This window comes from Conexibacter sp. S30A1, assembly GCF_023330665.1.
In the GTDB taxonomy this organism is placed as follows: domain Bacteria; phylum Actinomycetota; class Thermoleophilia; order Solirubrobacterales; family Solirubrobacteraceae; genus Palsa-465.
Genome location: NZ_CP097127.1, coordinates 3,052,681 through 3,066,734 on the forward strand (window position 1 = coordinate 3,052,681; position 14,054 = coordinate 3,066,734).

A 14,054-nucleotide genomic window follows, 5' to 3' on the forward strand; every position below is an offset into this window, starting at 1 on the left:
ACCGTGCCTGGTTGCGCGCGCGGTTACGAAGCGGGTGCCGGCGCGCTCCGGAGCAGTCAGGCGCCACTGCCTAACACCACCGTCTCGCCGTTGCGCAGCGCACCGCCAACCGGGCTGACGACGTCAACTCCCTGGTAGCTGAGGCGGACCCGCACCCGCACTGGCCTCTGCTTACCGTGCGACAGAACGATGACGTATGAGCGGCCGCTGGCGTTGGTGACCACAGCCGCGTCCGGCACGGTGGTCGTATCTGTGCTGTTCGCCCGAAGCCGGACCGTCACTGCGAGGTTCTTGCCGGCCAGCGACCCCGCCGCCGCCTCGTTGTCTGGAACGAACGTGACCACGTAGCGCGGCGCGCCGGTGCTGGTCGCATTCCGCGAGCGTGTGACCGCGCTGATCCGTCCCGGCAGCGCCCTGCCGCTCACATCCTGCGACGCGAAGGCGCTGTCGCCGCGCCGTATCAGCGATGCCTCGTTGGCGTTGACCGTGATCGGGATGAGCGCCACCCCGGTCCCGAGTACGGCCGCCGGCTTGCCCGCCCTCAATATCGACCCGACACGTGCAGCCGCGAGCACGCGCCCAGGTAGATGCGCGACGAACACAACCTCCCCCAACGGCACGGACGCCAGCCGCTCGACACGGGGCTTTCCAGTGGCCGCACGAACCATCGCCGACACCAGCGACGGCGCGTAACCCGCCCGGCGGAAAAGGGCCGCGACCGCAGCAGCTGTCCCCAGACCGTAGCTCCCCGACTGATCGTTGCCGACGGACAGCCCGACTAAGCCGAGTGCCGCCTGCAATTCCGCGACATCAGGTCCGCTGTCGCCGTAGGCGAGCGTGCGGTAGGCCGGAATGTTGCCAGGCATCACGATCACGGGATGGTTCGCGACCGCGACCACCGCATCACCGGCCCCGACCTGTGAACCGTACGCATAAGGGGAGGCGGTCACGACCGGCAGATCACCACTAACGCTTGACGGTGGCTCTATGACCTCGGTCCCAGCGATCGTGACGGTGCCGCGCAGCACGAGCTTGATAGCCGCGCGGGTCACACGCACCGGCGCCGTCACCAATGACGGCGCCGGTGCCTTCGTGCGGGCCTGTACCTGCGCCGGGCTGCGGACGTTGTAGCCGACCACGAACGCCACCCCGGCCAGCACCAGCGACAGCACGATCAGCACGCCGATCGTGCGCGGCCCGGACGGTCTCACGCCATCCCTCGGCCACGCATGACCCACACTCGCGCAGAGACTCCGGTGACGCCACCTCGTGGCCGCGGGCTAGCGTTGTGCCACCGCCAGCTCACGGCCCGACCGTCAACACCGATCGCGGCGCGTCACCAGCACGTTCAAGCCGCGCCACATCGCTGTTGACCTGGCTGAGAATCGCGTGGATCGCCGAGGCGTTCGCGGCGAAGAAAGCAGCCCGCTTCGCCGTCAGCACGCGCGCCTGGTAGGCGATATCGGCGCCGAAGCAGCGAGCCATCACCCGCACGCCCGCAGCCTGCGCCGCAGCGTCCGCCGAAGGGTTATCAAGGTGACGGTTGCCCGCCAAGATCACCGCGCCGTACATCGCCTCCACAGACCCTGCTGAGAACGCCGTGTGCCGGGTACACGCTGCGGCCCGTGCGTTTAGCGCACGCACAGCCGCGGACGCTTGCACCGCCGAGATCGCGTTATCCCATTCGTACACCAGCGCGAGATTCGACTTGCTCGTCATAAGTTCGCCCAACGAGAACGCGCGCCGGCTACACCTCCCGAGCATCGCAACATAGGCACTGCGCTCGGCTTGCGGCATCGACGCCTCAGGCCCTGGCGGCACACGGTAGCTGGTCAGGTTTCCGACCGTACCGGTCCGCACCATCAACGGCAGATTCGGCATCGTAGCGCTCCCATACGCCGCGGTTGCCAGAGATTCCTGATCGAGAGTGACCCCCGGAGCGGGAAAGCCCACCGCCGCAAGACAGGCCGCCTCCTGCTTCTGGTCGACACCGAGCGCGAACGCATCGATCGGCACCTGCTGCGCCAAATCCTGGCCGTCCCTCGGAAACATGACGTCAAGCACATCCGGACCAAACTCAGCGCTCGCCACGCGCACCGCCTGAGACCGAACTGCGAGTCGCTTCGAAGTGTCGCCCCCCGGGTGCGCCGAGTTAGCCGACGCACCGCAGGCGACGACACCGGTAGCCAACACTATGCACAGCGCGACTGACCACAGCCTAGTGATCCCTCGCCGGCTCCCCAGCGACGCTTCCGCGCGACTCCGCACACGCATAAGACCCAGCAGGGAGTAGTCGCGCAGCCCACAGACCCGAGCGACCAGGGGACTCACGACCACGGTGCCTCTGTCAGTCCACTATCTCGCGGGAATGTGCAGTCGCTGCATTCAGTATGGGAAGTAAAGCGTCACGTTTGAGGCGCCGATGTCATTCATATCCTCAGCATGAACTGTGACGTTGGTAGCGAGACTTGGGTACAAGTAATGCGTCTCCCCACCCGATATCGGCCACGTGCCGTCGCTATGCCAACTCCCGTAGAGATAGGCCCAACCTTGCAAGTCGATTGTCCCTGGGCCGGGTTGGTAGGCGCTAAAGTTACCGCTACCCACCATGATGAGGTTTGGCGAGTTGTCGCCGGCGTAGCCAGGATCGCGCCAGACGCACGGGTTGTTGTTCCCAGAATCGCAGTACGAGTAAGCCGACGCGGCTGGCACGAGCCAAACCGCAGCGATTGCTGCGCTCGATGCGAGGGCAGCTAGAATGGTGACAACGCGCATCTTCATTTTGACCTCCGGTCTTACGGAAACCGGCGATTGCCTAGCACCCTGTAGATGCTCGAAGTGATCAGCGAGGCACTGGCTCGCCTAAGTGGCTTTGACTATGTAACGTGTATAACACACTGGCCAAGTACGGTCAAGTGATTGTGGACGGTACCAGCATGCGATCGAACTGCGAAGATCCGGCGCCTCACGGGGTAGTCTCAGATCTCCGGTAGTGAGCGGCGGTGCGATGTGAAGACGAAACGCTCCCGGGCGGCGGCGGAATGACAGCGACCAAGTCGTTGGCCTGCGGGAGGGTACGGGCGTGTTCAGGGGGTCTGAGCAGGGTTTTCGCCGGTGTGGGCGTAGTTATGGAGCGTGGCCGGCGATGTTGAGTTTGGTGAGCTGAGGGCGCAGAACGCGCTGTTGGTCGAGGAGAACGCGGCGCTGCGGAAGCGTGTCGTTGAGCAGGACGCGCGGATCGAGGAGCTGGAGCGGCGGGACAATCGGGACTCGCGGAACAGTTCGCAGCCGCCGTCGTCGGATCCGCCGAAGTCGCGTGCTGAGGTTCCCCCAAGACCGTGGAGGCTCCAGCTATAAGGAGTCCCCATGTCAGAGAGCAGGAAGAAGTCAGGTCAGGAGTTCAAAGCGAGCGCGGTCCGGATTGTTCAGGAGTCCGGCAAGCCGATCGCTCAGATAGCCCGTGATCTGGGTGTGCATGAGGGCACCCTGGGTAACTGGGTCGCGAAAGCGAGGGCCGCAGCTGACCCGGGCGGCCTCAAGACCGGATGAGCGTGAGGAGCGAAAGCAGCTCCGGGCGCAAGGTCGCGACATTGCGGATCGGGGCGTGATGTCCTCTGAGCGATCCGTGGTCCTCTGGGCGCGGGAGGCGACGAAATGACGGTGGCTCGTTTCATCGCTTGATCAGAGGACCCGCTTCCGTGTGCCACACGCCGCGTGCTGCCGGCTGCTGAACGTGTCGGAGTCGTGGTTCTACAAGTGGGCTGGCCGTGCCGGCAGCGGCGAGCGGAGCGTCTCTGAGACCCGCCGCCAGGCGCTGGATGAGGCGGTCAGTGTGGCGTTCGACGCGGCCAAGGGCAAGCACGGCTCCCCGCGGCTGGTCGCCGACCTCAGGGATGCCGGCTGGACCGTATCGGAGAAGACAGTGGCCGCCTCGATGCGCCGCCAAGGCCTCATCGCCCGCCGGATCCGGCGGCGGCGGAACACGACCAGGCCCGACAAGACCAGAAAGCCGTTCCCTGATCTCCTCAGGCGTGACTTCACCGCCCGTGGCCCGAACCTCCGCTGGGTCGGGGACATGACCGAGATCCCCGTCGAAGGACACGGCAAGTTCTACCTGGCGACCGTCACCTGCCTGTACTCAAGGCGTTGCCTGGCCGCGTGCACGAGCATGAGCGCGAACGCAACCCTGGCTCGCTCAGCGATCCAGACCGCGGTCGCGGCCCGTGGCGGGCCTGGTGCTGTCCGCAACGTCATTTTCCACACCGACCAAGGAGCCACATACACGGCGCAGCGGTTCACCAGCCTGTGCCGGCAGCTCGAGATCCAACAGTCGATGGGCCGTGTCGGCTCGTGCTTTGACAACGCCGCCGCCGAGGCGTTCTTCTCCTCACTGGAATGGGAGGTCCTCCGTGACGCCGAGTTCCGCGGCCTCGAGCACGCCCAAGCCGTCGTCCAAGAATGGTGCTACGGGTTCTATAACCACATCCGACGTCACAGCCATATCCTGCAGATGAGCCCCGTCAACTTCGAGGCGCTAGCCCGATAGATCAACCCTCCACGATCCGGGGGGAACCACACATCGCCTGACCCACCCCCAACGTGGAGGAGCCACTCAAGATCGGTGCGTTCCGCGGTGGTCTGCTCGTCGGGCTGCTCCTTACTGCTGGCGCGAGTCCCGCCGGATGCGCCGATGCGGGCGTGGTCGTCCCGTCGACGGTAAGGGCGAGCGTGGTCTCGTATGCGCCGAGAACGAATGAGCCGCGGGCCGGAACCACTGTCGCGCTCAGCGAGGTGAACAACATCGCGTTTGCGACCGGTCGTGTTGGCTACGCGCTCGGTGGCCCGCAGGGATCGGAGTTCCCGTTGAAGACCACCGACGGTGGCCGTAGATGGTTTATCGACGGGCCGGCCCTCTTTCTGCCGGTCGCCGACGGCGCCAGCGCTGTTGGCGACCTGGCGGTGAGGAGTGCAAGCGAGGCCTACGCCTATGGCGGTAGCGGCGGAGGCTCGAGCATCGTCGTGACCACCGATGCGGGCAAGCGTTGGTGGCGTGCGTACCTCGGCCAGGCTGTGGTTGCGGCCGCGCAGCGAGGCAGCGACATCTGGGCGCTCGCGGCAGGACCCCAGTCGCCGCCGTCAGCGGTCAACGCGGTGGCGGTGATGTGGCTCTACGACTCAACCAACGGCGGGCGCAGCTGGACCTATCGCTCTACACTGCCCGCTCTGCGTGGGTGGGAGGCTGACCTTGCGCGCCCCAGCGCGAACGTGGGCTTCGCGCTGGTGAAGGGCTTCGGCACCGAGCAAGCCGCGGATGCGGGGATAGTCGAGACAACCGACGGTGGAGCAACCTGGATTAGGCGCAGCGACCCGTGCGAGCGAAACCGCGGGGCACGCAGCTTCGGCTTCACGCAGCGTCTTCAGGCGGCTTCACCAACCTCCTTGTGGTTGTTCTGTGGCGCCAAACCATCAGCGGGCACACAGGCGAAGCTCGTGTGGCGCTCCTCCAGCTCCGCGCGCACATGGAAGCTCGTTTCCGCCAGCACGCCGGGCGTGCATGCCCGCTCAAACGACATACCGGCCGCAGGCGATCTGCCCGAAACGGGCACGACGGGAGACCTAGCCGCCCCCACGCGAGCGGCCGCGTGGCTGATCATGCCCGGCAGCGATGTGCTCTGGAAGACGACCGACGGCGGGCGTGTCTGGACCGCCGCGACCCCCGCCAGGATCGATCGGCAGATTCCAGGCGAGTTCTCGCTTGCTCAGCGATCGATCTTTGTGAGAACGGCGTACGCGCTGTGGCGGCGCACATCCGGAGTGTGGAAGCACGTCGCTGGCAGCGCTATCTGATTGCTTGCCCGCGCCGGATCATGTCGAGGTACTTGGCGATGCGCCGTGCGCGCGTGTCAGGGCGCTTGGCGTGGTTGATCCGCCAGATGATCGAGTAACGGCTCTGGCTGGTGCGGGGCCGCAGCTGGCGTAACGCCGTGACGCGGAAACATCGAAGCGCGGCGGTGCGCCGGCAAGGACTCGCGAAGTTGGCCGCCTTATGCCTTGGCCGGCGCCACCCCAGCCGTCGCGCGGACGAAGTCAAACAGACCGTCATGCCAGCCGAATATGTAGCTGGCCAGGACAGTGCCGTGGTCGGTGTAGGTCGGACTCGGCGGCTGCCCACCCACCGGGATCACTAGGCCGCGAATTGACAGCTCAAAGCCTTTGATCTGGACGCCGACCGTGCGCGCCGGGATCGCCTTCGTGCCTACTTCATTCGGCCCAGCCCACTGGAACCACCCGGACCAGCTGTGCGGGTGACTAGCCGCTACGGCCGCGGTGGGAACCGCGCGCGTCAAAAGGCCCGATGCTGCGCCGTCGGATTGGAAGATCACCTCGCGCAACTGCGGCTTCCTATCAGGTCGCATGGAGAAGAGGAAGAAGTTGACTTGTGCCTGATTTAAGGATCGGCAGGCAGCCGGGACCACCGCGTAATCCTGCTTGTGGCTGACGAAATAGTAGGCGGCTGCGCGATGGCTGTGGTTATCCACGTAAGGAGCCATGTCGCACGCACGTCGTGTGCCAGGCACGACTTCTGAGGCACCAGGAAGATGAACTGTCATCCAGTTGACTGCAGTGACGGGCCTGCTCATAGGTGCGAGCTGAAGCTGGCGTCTGTGCAGAGACCGGCTATAGCTTGGCGTTACCGATACGCCAGCTATGACTAACACGCTGACGATGCCGAGAATGCGTGCTGCCAGCCGAGAGGGCGAGAGTAAACGTATCTGATGCGCGGACATAGTCGTCTTTCGTTGGTCAGTGCGATGCCCGACCTGCTACGAACGGGCTGAAGCTGTGACGGCATACCAGCCGTAGTTGACTTCGTGATTCCAGGCATTTTCCGGGTTGCCATAGGTTCCGGCTATATATTGCTCCCCCCAAGTGATCTGCGTGAACGGGTCGGTGGGCCAGTCTGGCCAAACGGAACCCATCTTTGAGCCGGGGTTGGCCTGAGGAATACCGTAAGCGACACCCGTGTAGTCGCAGGTTGGGTAGGTGCCACCGCCGTTGCAGACATTCCACTGCCAGCCACTTTCACGCTGCCACAGCTCGTCGAGGTAAGTCCATTGCGCTTGGCTCCAGCCGAAGTGGAACATGATCTCCTGCGCGTAGGTCTGCGGCGAGAAGTCCCGGACCGCCCACACCGCCCCGGAGCTGTCATAGAGCACGACGTTTGAGTCGTTCTGGATGCTCAGGTAGGTCGTGCCGCCCCCGATCCCGTAGGTGCCACTCGCCCACACCGCCTGGCCAGAGGACGAGTACACAACGAGGTTGCCGTCGGTTTGCATCACCAGATCGGCGCCGGAGTGGCCGGAGGTGTCGGTTGCCCACAGCGCCTGCCCGGAGGCGTTGTACTCGACTAGGTTGCCGTCGGTCTGCATGTCGAGCGTTTAGCTGCCGTCGGGGGAGCACAACTCAGCGCCGCTGATCAGCTCCTCGTTGGCGGTGAGCGTCGAACCACAGCCGCCACCGCCACCCACTGGCACCACACCAGGCGAGGGTGACGGCGTCTGGTGCCCGCCTTTGCCGGTCCCCTTGGCCAACGCAACTCGGGGCGCAGAAGTGCTAGGAGCGGCGTAACCGGCAGCGGACCTCGCCCTGGAGGCGGCAAACACCGGGGTCACGCCAGCGCCGGCAGCCACCGCGACTGACACCCCGGCGATTACGGCAAGCCTAGCCGGACGAAAGAGAGAGTGCGAGAGCATGTGATCCTCCGGAAGACGAGACTGTCCGGGCTTCTGTGTGTGAGGCCTGGGCTGCTTGTTGATTGTGGTTAGTCGGGGAGTCGGTCTCCGAAGTGGATTTTGAGGCCGCGGAGCGCGCCTGTCGAGTTGTAGGCCTTGCGCCATTTGCTCTCGGCGCGCATGATCGCGAGGTAGATCAGCTTGGTGGCGGCGTCCTCGTCGGGGAAGTGTCCACGGGTCTTGATCGCCTTGCGGACCTGGCGGTTGAGCCCTTCGATCGAGTTCGTTGTGTAAACCGCCTTTCTGAGGTCGGCTGGTAGTGACAGGAACGGGATGATGTAGTCCCACCGGGCTCGCCAGGACTCGGCGATCATCGGATACTTCTCACCCCACTTGGCATCGAACGCATCGAACGCGTCGAGCGCGTCCTCGGCCGCCTCGGCGTTGGGGGCGGTGTAGATGGGCCGCAGGTCGGCGGCCACGCGCTTGCGGTCCTGGTAGGCGACGCAGCGCATGCTTGAGCGGATCTGGTGAACGACACATGTCTGCACCCAGGCTTTCGGGAACACGGCCTCGATCGCCTCGGGGAACCCGGCCAGCGCGTCGACACACGCGATCAGCACATCGGCGACGCCGCGGTGGTGTAGGTCGTTGAGCACGGCCAGCCAGAACTTCGCGCCCTCGTTCTCCTGCCACCACAGGCCGAGCACGTCCCGGTCTCCGTCCACGGTGACCCCCATCGCGAGATAACAGACGCGTTTCTGGACGGAGCGGTCCTGGCGGACCTTCACCACCAAGGCGTCGAGGTAGACGATCGGGTAGACCGACTCCAGCGGCCGGTGGCGCCACTCCTTGACAACCTCCATCACGGCGTCGATGATCCGGCTGATCGTGTCCCGCCCGATGCTCGTGGTGCCGTAGAGGCGCTCCAGATGCGACTGGATGTCCCGCACCGACATGCCGCCGGCATACAGGTCGATGATCTTCGCGTCCAAGCCTGCCAAACGGGTCTGGCGCTTGGCCACCAGCTGCGGCTCGAAGCTGCCGTTGCGGTCCCTGGGGGTGTTCACCTCGACCGGCCCGAGATCGGTCGCAAGAGTTTTCGGGGTCGAGCCGTTGCGCATGTTCCTGGTGCCGCCACGCGGCGCCTGCCCGGGCTCATAGCCCAGATGGTCGGTCAGCTCACCGGCCAGCGCCGCGTCGATCACCCGGCCCGCCAGCTGCGTGAGCAGCCCGCCCGAGCCGGTGATCTCATCCGCAGTCAGGCCCTTCACCGCCCGCCCGAGCGCATCAGCGGGCAACAGGCCAGCCAGCCGATCCAGCGCATGCTCATCAGGCTCAGGGGCGCTATGCACCCGATCAATCGTGACGGACGAACTTTTCATTGTCTTGGTCATGTGGGGTCCTTTCCGGGCCGCGCCCGCCACGGACCGGCTCGTCGCCCCTCGGGGCTCCTCACCGAACCGCGGCCGCCACAAGCCGCTACTCAGACCCAGACCTCACACAGAACGTCGGACAGAACCTGAGGGCTGGCGGTGCTGCGGCGGGTGCTGGACGGGGTGCTGCGTTGCGGCGGGGCGGGCGCGGGGTGCTCGCGAGTGGTGCTGTCCTGGCCGGGCGCGATGATGGGGTCGGCGAACATGATGGTGGTGCAGTTGCGTCTGGATCTGGTGGAGTGTCCGGCGCCGGCGCACGTCTCATTCGCCTCCTAAGGATTCCAGCATTCAAGACGCCAGAAACCCCAGAGACACCGGGGCGTACGCCTCCATCTCAGCCCGTCACTACACCGACGCGAACGTCACAAGCACCCGACAAGCCTCGTATAGAAGCGTCGTCCTTCACTCCGTCAACCCCGGCCTGCCTGTGGGTGAGTCGCCGGGGGGGTGCAACTCCCCCCGGCGACTCACCCAGGAGTTCGATGACGCGCAGCCGGGGGTCAAGCCGGATTGCCAATGGCGACTGAAGAGCGAGCGGGAGCGGATGCTGACCCGGGTCGCGCAGGACGCGCAGCGCGCGCTCTCGGCGGTCGAGCAGGCTGACGGGCTGCTGGGCGATGAGACGGCGAAAGCGGCGTACGATCTACGTGGCGAGTTGATCGGCCAGGACTTCGATGTCGATGATGACGATGTCCCGAGGTTGCATCGCGGGACCAGGCCGGGGCGGATCATCTCCACGATCGACCCGGAGATGCAGCACGGACCGCGAGGATCTCCCGGGCTGCGTGCCGGTCCTGCCCGCTGAAAGAGCGGTGCTGCCCCGGGCGGGAGAGCCGCCAAATCCAGATCGGTGAGCATGAAGAGTTGATCGTCGCCGCCCGCGATGCGCTCGCCGATGCCGAAACCGCGAAGCATTTACGACACACCCGTCCGAGGATCGAACGATTGCTCGGTCTGCTCACGGTCTGCTAGGGCGCTCGCAAAGGCAGGTACATCGGCACCAAGAAGGCGACGTTGCAGGCCAGTTGGGCTGCTGCGTTGGTGAACCGCAACCCGATCGGTCAGCGACTCGCGCTGGCGGGTGGGTGACCGTGGTGAGGAGCCACAGGAACGTCTCCACCGGCCGAGAACGGCGCCCGAGCCCGAGCCTCAGCGCTCGACAGTCCGAACGGGCTGCCGACGAGCACGCGACAAGCACCGACGCCAGCCTGCCGCGCGACACCTATCGAGGATCCGCGCCGTGCGAAAAGTCACTTCCTCAGCGCCCTTCTAGGTATCGGATATGCGCTGTTGGGCTGCGCGTTGGAGGCGGGTGGTCACCGGCGATACGATAGTCGCGGAAGATCGTTAGGCAGGTGGCTAAGCGGGAACTCAGTCACCCCCCCGCAGTGATGGCATGCGACGAGTATGGCGCTCTCTGTGAATGTGATTTGGGGTGCAACCCTGGCGCCGTCGAGCGAGCGCGGCGTCTTCCTCGCACTTTTTTTACACACGGCGTCGCGTAACTGTCTTACGCTGAGTTTGAGTGTGATGGCTTGGTCGAGCCAGTGGTCTTGGTCTTCGATGGTGAGGGCGGCTAGTTGGGCGTGGTGGCTCCAGGTGAGATTTTCCCGACGTCGGGAGGTTTCGTATCGGCCGGCGACGTAGGCGTAGTTCGCGAGCGTCTGTTGGTCGTGGCCGGTGATGTGGGCGGCGAGCTGGTAGTGGTGGTCGTTGTAGTGGCGTTTGCCGAACCGGATCCAGTCCCCGAGCCACCAGTTGGTGGCGTTTGCGACGATGGTGAGTCGCCTGCCGCATGCCTGCCATTCCGCAGCTGTCAGTTTGGCGTGGCCGAGCCATGCAACGGGCGTGGTCCTCTCCCGGGCCGCTTGGCGCTCTGTGAGAGCATCGCGTGTGTCTGCGGCTGCCGGCACCACACCAGAGTGTTGGCCGGCGTCTGGCGGGTTTCTGCTTGCTTGTGCGGGTCGCTGGGTGATCGTCATGGCGTCTGCTGGCTGGCGGGGGTTGCGGAGATGTTTGGCGTTGACGCGGTCGTGGGTGTCGAGGGCGTCGTGGCGGGGGTGGGTGTGGTGTTGGTGAGCCCGGGGCCGGTCTGTCCGGGGGCTGCGCAGGTGGGTGGCGGGCCGCTGACGCGCCCGACCGCGATCTCAATCCGGCTGTCGGGGATCTGCTTGGCGGCGAGCACCAGTGTCGTGTTCGCGGGGATCTGTGAGGGTGTGATCCGGATCGTCGCGCCCGCCGATACAGCACCGACCGCCATGTAGCTGAGCGCCAGGTGGCTTTGGCAGGTTTTGGTGATCGGCACGATCGCCACCGGTGCGTGCAGCGACCGGAGCTTCGCCTGTGCGCCGGTCAGGCCGGTGATCTGGCGGATCGTGACCACGATCACACCGCCGGTGCTCTGGGTGACAGCAAACGACGGCGGCGCTGCGGCCGCCAGAAGCAGCGCGACCACAGCGGCCGCGGCGGCGGTAACTGGGATCGAGATCGCCAGAAACCGCCGGTGTGTGCGCGCAGCCAGGCGAGCAAGCCGGCCACGGGGCGGGCCGGGGATCTGCTGGACCCGCTCGCGCAGTGCCGCGGTCGGATCGATCGCAGCGACGAGATCCTCGAGGCGTTCGGTGAGCGCCTTGGCGAGCTGGTCTTCGCTCAACATGCGTTCTCCTCGCTGGCTGGTGTGGACAGGAGCGCGCGCAGCCGCTCAAGGCCACGAGAGGTGTTTGATTTCACGGTCCCCTCCGGCAGCTCGAGCAGCCGTGCGGTGTCTGTGACCGGTAGGTCGAGGTAGAAGCGCAGCACCAGGATCTCGCGCTGCACGCGCGGGAGCTCCCGCAAAGCCTGCGCGAGCGCGTCACGCTGATCAAACGCGTCGCTGAACGCCGTGGCGTGAGGCTCGTTGACAGCCCCGCCGGTGAGGATCTCCCTGGGCCGCCGACGCTTGTGGCGCCAGTGGTCGCGGCAGACGCTCACCAACACCGCACGGCTATACGGCCTTGGTGCCTCACGTGCGTGATGCCAGTTCTTGAAGACGCGCAGCAGCGTCCCCTGGACCGCGTCCTCGGCAAGATCCACATCCCCAACCAGCAGATAGGCGCCCTTCAACAAGCCAGGCAGAGCCTCAGCGGCAAACCGCCGGAACTCCTCATCCTGGGACAGACGCCTACCCGCAACATGGGGACCGATCTCGGGACGCTCCACGATCACAACCCCTATTAACGCCACCGGACCCGCGCGGGTTCCCGGACAGGCAGAAAACTTTTTCCGGGGCCGGTGTTCAGACGGTTCGGTTAGCTCACAGCGCCCGAGACCGCTCGGTCGACTGCGTGAAACGGGCTGCCGTTGAGGATAGCTGCCAGATCGCGCAGCTGCTCGAGGTTGCTTACGAGGCGGGCGGCACGCACCAGGCCGGTGTGGTCGACCGCGACGGCAAATGGTGTGCCGGGAACACGCCAGGCACACGTCAGCTCGTTGGCTCTCTGCGTGATCAGCATGGAGACAACGAGGGCGCCAAACGCGCTGGCACCGGCTGCGTCGCAGACCACGATCAGCTCGAACCTCGAGAGCGTGTGCGACGCAACCTGTGGGCCGTCCTGGGCTGCGGCTAGCTCGGCGGCGAGCTTCTGGCATGGCCCGCAGGTCGAGCTCAGGAAAAGCACGACCCGGCCGGCCTGACGCTTGGGCAGGCTGGCAAGCAGCTCGTGGCCCGTGACGCGTGGCGGTGGTGCGCCTGGTGCCGGCCCGCCCGTGAGTGTTGTCGGTAACTGGTGTGTGTGTGGTAGGCGGCGTTCGAGGTCGGTCATCCGGGAGTTGAGGCCGAGCACGAGCATTGAGAGACCGATGACGGCGGTCCAGAGCGCGACGAGCAGCACGATCCAGGAAAGAGGCATCACACGCTCCCGGTTGGGTGCTGTCGGGTGGTGTTTGGCGCGCGTGTCGGGCGGCTTGTGTTGTAGAGCCGCAGACCTATCGTCGCGAGGATCACGGTCAGCGGGACCGCAAGCAGCGCCCGCCACGACGGCGAGGCCGGATCATTGCCCCAGGTAGGCCAGGCGGCCAGGGCGCCGCTTGGGCCGGCCGCGACCGTGGCGGCCAGCCCGGCCAGCAGGATGTCGCGGGCGGCCAGCGGCCCGCTGATCTGCTTGGCGGACCCGCAACCGCAACCAAACCGCCGGCCGTGGGCGACATGCCACACAATCGCAAGCGCGAACGCGGCCAGGAGCGTCGCTGCCACGACCGCGGTCGGTTTCAGTGCCACGCCGGCGGCGAGCAGCACCGCGAGCGTGACCTCGAGCCAGGGCAGTACCCTCGCCGCCGGACCCACCAGTCGGTGCGGTAGCGCCCGGTAGCGTGTGATCGCCCGCTCGGTCTCGTCGGGTCCACCGGTAGCGTTGAGCTTCGCCACCCCTGCGGCTGTGAACACGACCGCGAGGATCCACCGGGCGGCTAACAGCAGGTAGACCAAGGGACTATCCGTAGGGTTGTGTGTCCCGGGGGCTCAGCAGCCGGTGCTGAAGTTCCCCTCCGCGCAGCTGACCGCCAGGCATGTGACGTAGTCGATGCCGCAGTCGGTGCTCTGGATGTGGTAGCAGCACTCACCGCTTGGGCAGCTATCCGGCCCGCAGTTGTGCTCATCGCGCGTATAGGTGATGCAGCACCCCGCCTCGATCGCCTCGCGCAGGCCCGCGGGCGCACCGGCAGGGATCGCGTTTAGGACCATCGTCACCGGCAGCTGCGTGAGCGGTGGGGTGTCGGCGCGCGCCGGCGCTGACCCAAAGAGCGACGATACGCCCGCGCCAGCCGTCGCCAGGAGCCCTGCTGAGCCGAACCTTCGCAGAGCCTCGCGTCGTGTGCGCTTCTGACTGGACATGCCTGTCCCCTCCAATCG

General features: G+C 66.0%; 18 protein-coding genes. 6 read left to right on the forward strand and 12 right to left on the reverse strand.

Features of this window, described 5'->3' with window-relative positions; genetic code table 11:
• Positions 1-56: 56 nt before the first annotated feature.
• On the reverse strand, positions 57-1,211 hold the full coding sequence (locus M3M54_RS14635; protein ID WP_249019768.1) for a hypothetical protein: 1,155 nt from the start codon (positions 1,209-1,211) through the stop codon (positions 57-59).
• A gap of 91 nt (positions 1,212-1,302) precedes the next feature.
• A complete protein-coding gene (locus M3M54_RS14640; protein WP_249019769.1) occupies positions 1,303-2,091 on the reverse strand; it encodes a hypothetical protein in 789 nt (262 codons plus the stop codon).
• A 1,044-nt stretch (positions 2,092-3,135) separates the two neighbouring features.
• On the opposite strand from M3M54_RS14640, the gene M3M54_RS17085 reads away from it, so the two are divergent.
• The 4 genes from M3M54_RS17085 to M3M54_RS14655 all read left to right on the forward strand — a co-directional run bounded on the left by M3M54_RS17085 (position 3,136) and on the right by M3M54_RS14655 (position 5,847).
• Positions 3,136-3,357, forward strand: coding sequence for a DUF6444 domain-containing protein (locus M3M54_RS17085; protein WP_371878599.1), 222 nt, complete (start codon positions 3,136-3,138; stop codon positions 3,355-3,357).
• A gap of 9 nt (positions 3,358-3,366) precedes the next feature.
• Positions 3,367-3,549 carry a transposase gene (locus M3M54_RS14645; RefSeq protein WP_249019770.1) on the forward strand — a complete coding sequence of 61 codons (183 nt, stop codon included), beginning with the start codon at positions 3,367-3,369 and terminating at the stop codon, positions 3,547-3,549.
• A gap of 151 nt (positions 3,550-3,700) precedes the next feature.
• Positions 3,701-4,546 (forward strand): IS3 family transposase, encoded by an 846-nt coding sequence (locus M3M54_RS14650; RefSeq protein ID WP_249019771.1) that lies wholly within the window; start codon positions 3,701-3,703, stop codon positions 4,544-4,546.
• Positions 4,547-4,599: 53 nt separating this feature from the next.
• Positions 4,600-5,847: a hypothetical protein gene (locus M3M54_RS14655; protein WP_249019772.1), complete on the forward strand. Its 1,248-nt coding sequence runs from the start codon at positions 4,600-4,602 to the stop codon at positions 5,845-5,847.
• On the opposite strand, the gene M3M54_RS17090 is transcribed toward M3M54_RS14655, so the two are convergent.
• The 4 genes from M3M54_RS17090 to M3M54_RS14670 all read right to left on the reverse strand — a co-directional run bounded on the left by M3M54_RS17090 (position 5,840) and on the right by M3M54_RS14670 (position 9,130).
• Positions 5,840-6,103 carry a YdeI/OmpD-associated family protein gene (locus M3M54_RS17090; RefSeq protein WP_371878600.1) on the reverse strand — a complete coding sequence of 88 codons (264 nt, stop codon included), beginning with the start codon at positions 6,101-6,103 and terminating at the stop codon, positions 5,840-5,842. The genes M3M54_RS14655 and M3M54_RS17090 overlap by 8 nt on opposite strands.
• Entirely contained in the window at positions 6,045-6,551 is a 507-nt protein-coding gene (locus M3M54_RS14660) for a hypothetical protein (RefSeq protein WP_249019773.1), read from the reverse strand. The genes M3M54_RS17090 and M3M54_RS14660 overlap by 59 nt, the downstream gene beginning before the upstream one ends.
• A 273-nt stretch (positions 6,552-6,824) precedes the next feature.
• Positions 6,825-7,430 carry a hypothetical protein gene (locus tag M3M54_RS14665; RefSeq protein ID WP_249019774.1) on the reverse strand — a complete coding sequence of 202 codons (606 nt, stop codon included), beginning with the start codon at positions 7,428-7,430 and terminating at the stop codon, positions 6,825-6,827.
• A 392-nt stretch (positions 7,431-7,822) separates the two neighbouring features.
• Positions 7,823-9,130 carry an IS256 family transposase gene (locus tag M3M54_RS14670; RefSeq protein WP_249019775.1) on the reverse strand — a complete coding sequence of 436 codons (1,308 nt, stop codon included), beginning with the start codon at positions 9,128-9,130 and terminating at the stop codon, positions 7,823-7,825.
• A gap of 583 nt (positions 9,131-9,713) precedes the next feature.
• Between M3M54_RS14670 and M3M54_RS14675 the strand changes: the two genes are divergently transcribed.
• Both M3M54_RS14675 and M3M54_RS14680 read left to right on the forward strand, forming a co-directional pair.
• Positions 9,714-9,974, forward strand: a complete 261-nt coding sequence (locus M3M54_RS14675; RefSeq protein ID WP_249019776.1) for a hypothetical protein — start codon at positions 9,714-9,716, stop codon at positions 9,972-9,974.
• Positions 9,971-10,141 (forward strand): hypothetical protein, encoded by a 171-nt coding sequence (locus M3M54_RS14680; RefSeq protein WP_249021786.1) that lies wholly within the window; start codon positions 9,971-9,973, stop codon positions 10,139-10,141. Before M3M54_RS14675 ends, M3M54_RS14680 begins: the two co-directional genes overlap by 4 nt.
• A gap of 344 nt (positions 10,142-10,485) precedes the next feature.
• On the opposite strand, the gene M3M54_RS14685 is transcribed toward M3M54_RS14680, so the two are convergent.
• The 6 genes from M3M54_RS14685 to M3M54_RS14710 form a co-directional block, all read right to left on the reverse strand.
• Positions 10,486-11,151 (reverse strand): hypothetical protein, encoded by a 666-nt coding sequence (locus tag M3M54_RS14685; protein ID WP_249019777.1) that lies wholly within the window; start codon positions 11,149-11,151, stop codon positions 10,486-10,488.
• Positions 11,148-11,825 (reverse strand): hypothetical protein, encoded by a 678-nt coding sequence (locus tag M3M54_RS14690; protein ID WP_249019778.1) that lies wholly within the window; start codon positions 11,823-11,825, stop codon positions 11,148-11,150. The genes M3M54_RS14685 and M3M54_RS14690 overlap by 4 nt, the downstream gene beginning before the upstream one ends.
• Complete coding sequence (locus M3M54_RS14695) at positions 11,819-12,367, reverse strand: SigE family RNA polymerase sigma factor (protein ID WP_249019779.1); 549 nt, start codon at positions 12,365-12,367, stop codon at positions 11,819-11,821. Before M3M54_RS14695 ends, M3M54_RS14690 begins: the two co-directional genes overlap by 7 nt.
• 89 nt (positions 12,368-12,456) lie before the next feature.
• Positions 12,457-13,056, reverse strand: coding sequence for a hypothetical protein (locus M3M54_RS14700; protein WP_249019780.1), 600 nt, complete (start codon positions 13,054-13,056; stop codon positions 12,457-12,459).
• The gene (locus tag M3M54_RS14705) at positions 13,056-13,631 is read right to left on the reverse strand and encodes a MauE/DoxX family redox-associated membrane protein (RefSeq protein WP_249019781.1); all 576 of its coding nucleotides are present in this window, start codon (positions 13,629-13,631) and stop codon (positions 13,056-13,058) included. Before M3M54_RS14705 ends, M3M54_RS14700 begins: the two co-directional genes overlap by 1 nt.
• A gap of 33 nt (positions 13,632-13,664) precedes the next feature.
• Positions 13,665-14,036, reverse strand: a complete 372-nt coding sequence (locus M3M54_RS14710; RefSeq protein WP_249019782.1) for a hypothetical protein — start codon at positions 14,034-14,036, stop codon at positions 13,665-13,667.
• Between the last annotated feature and the right edge of the window lie 18 nt (positions 14,037-14,054).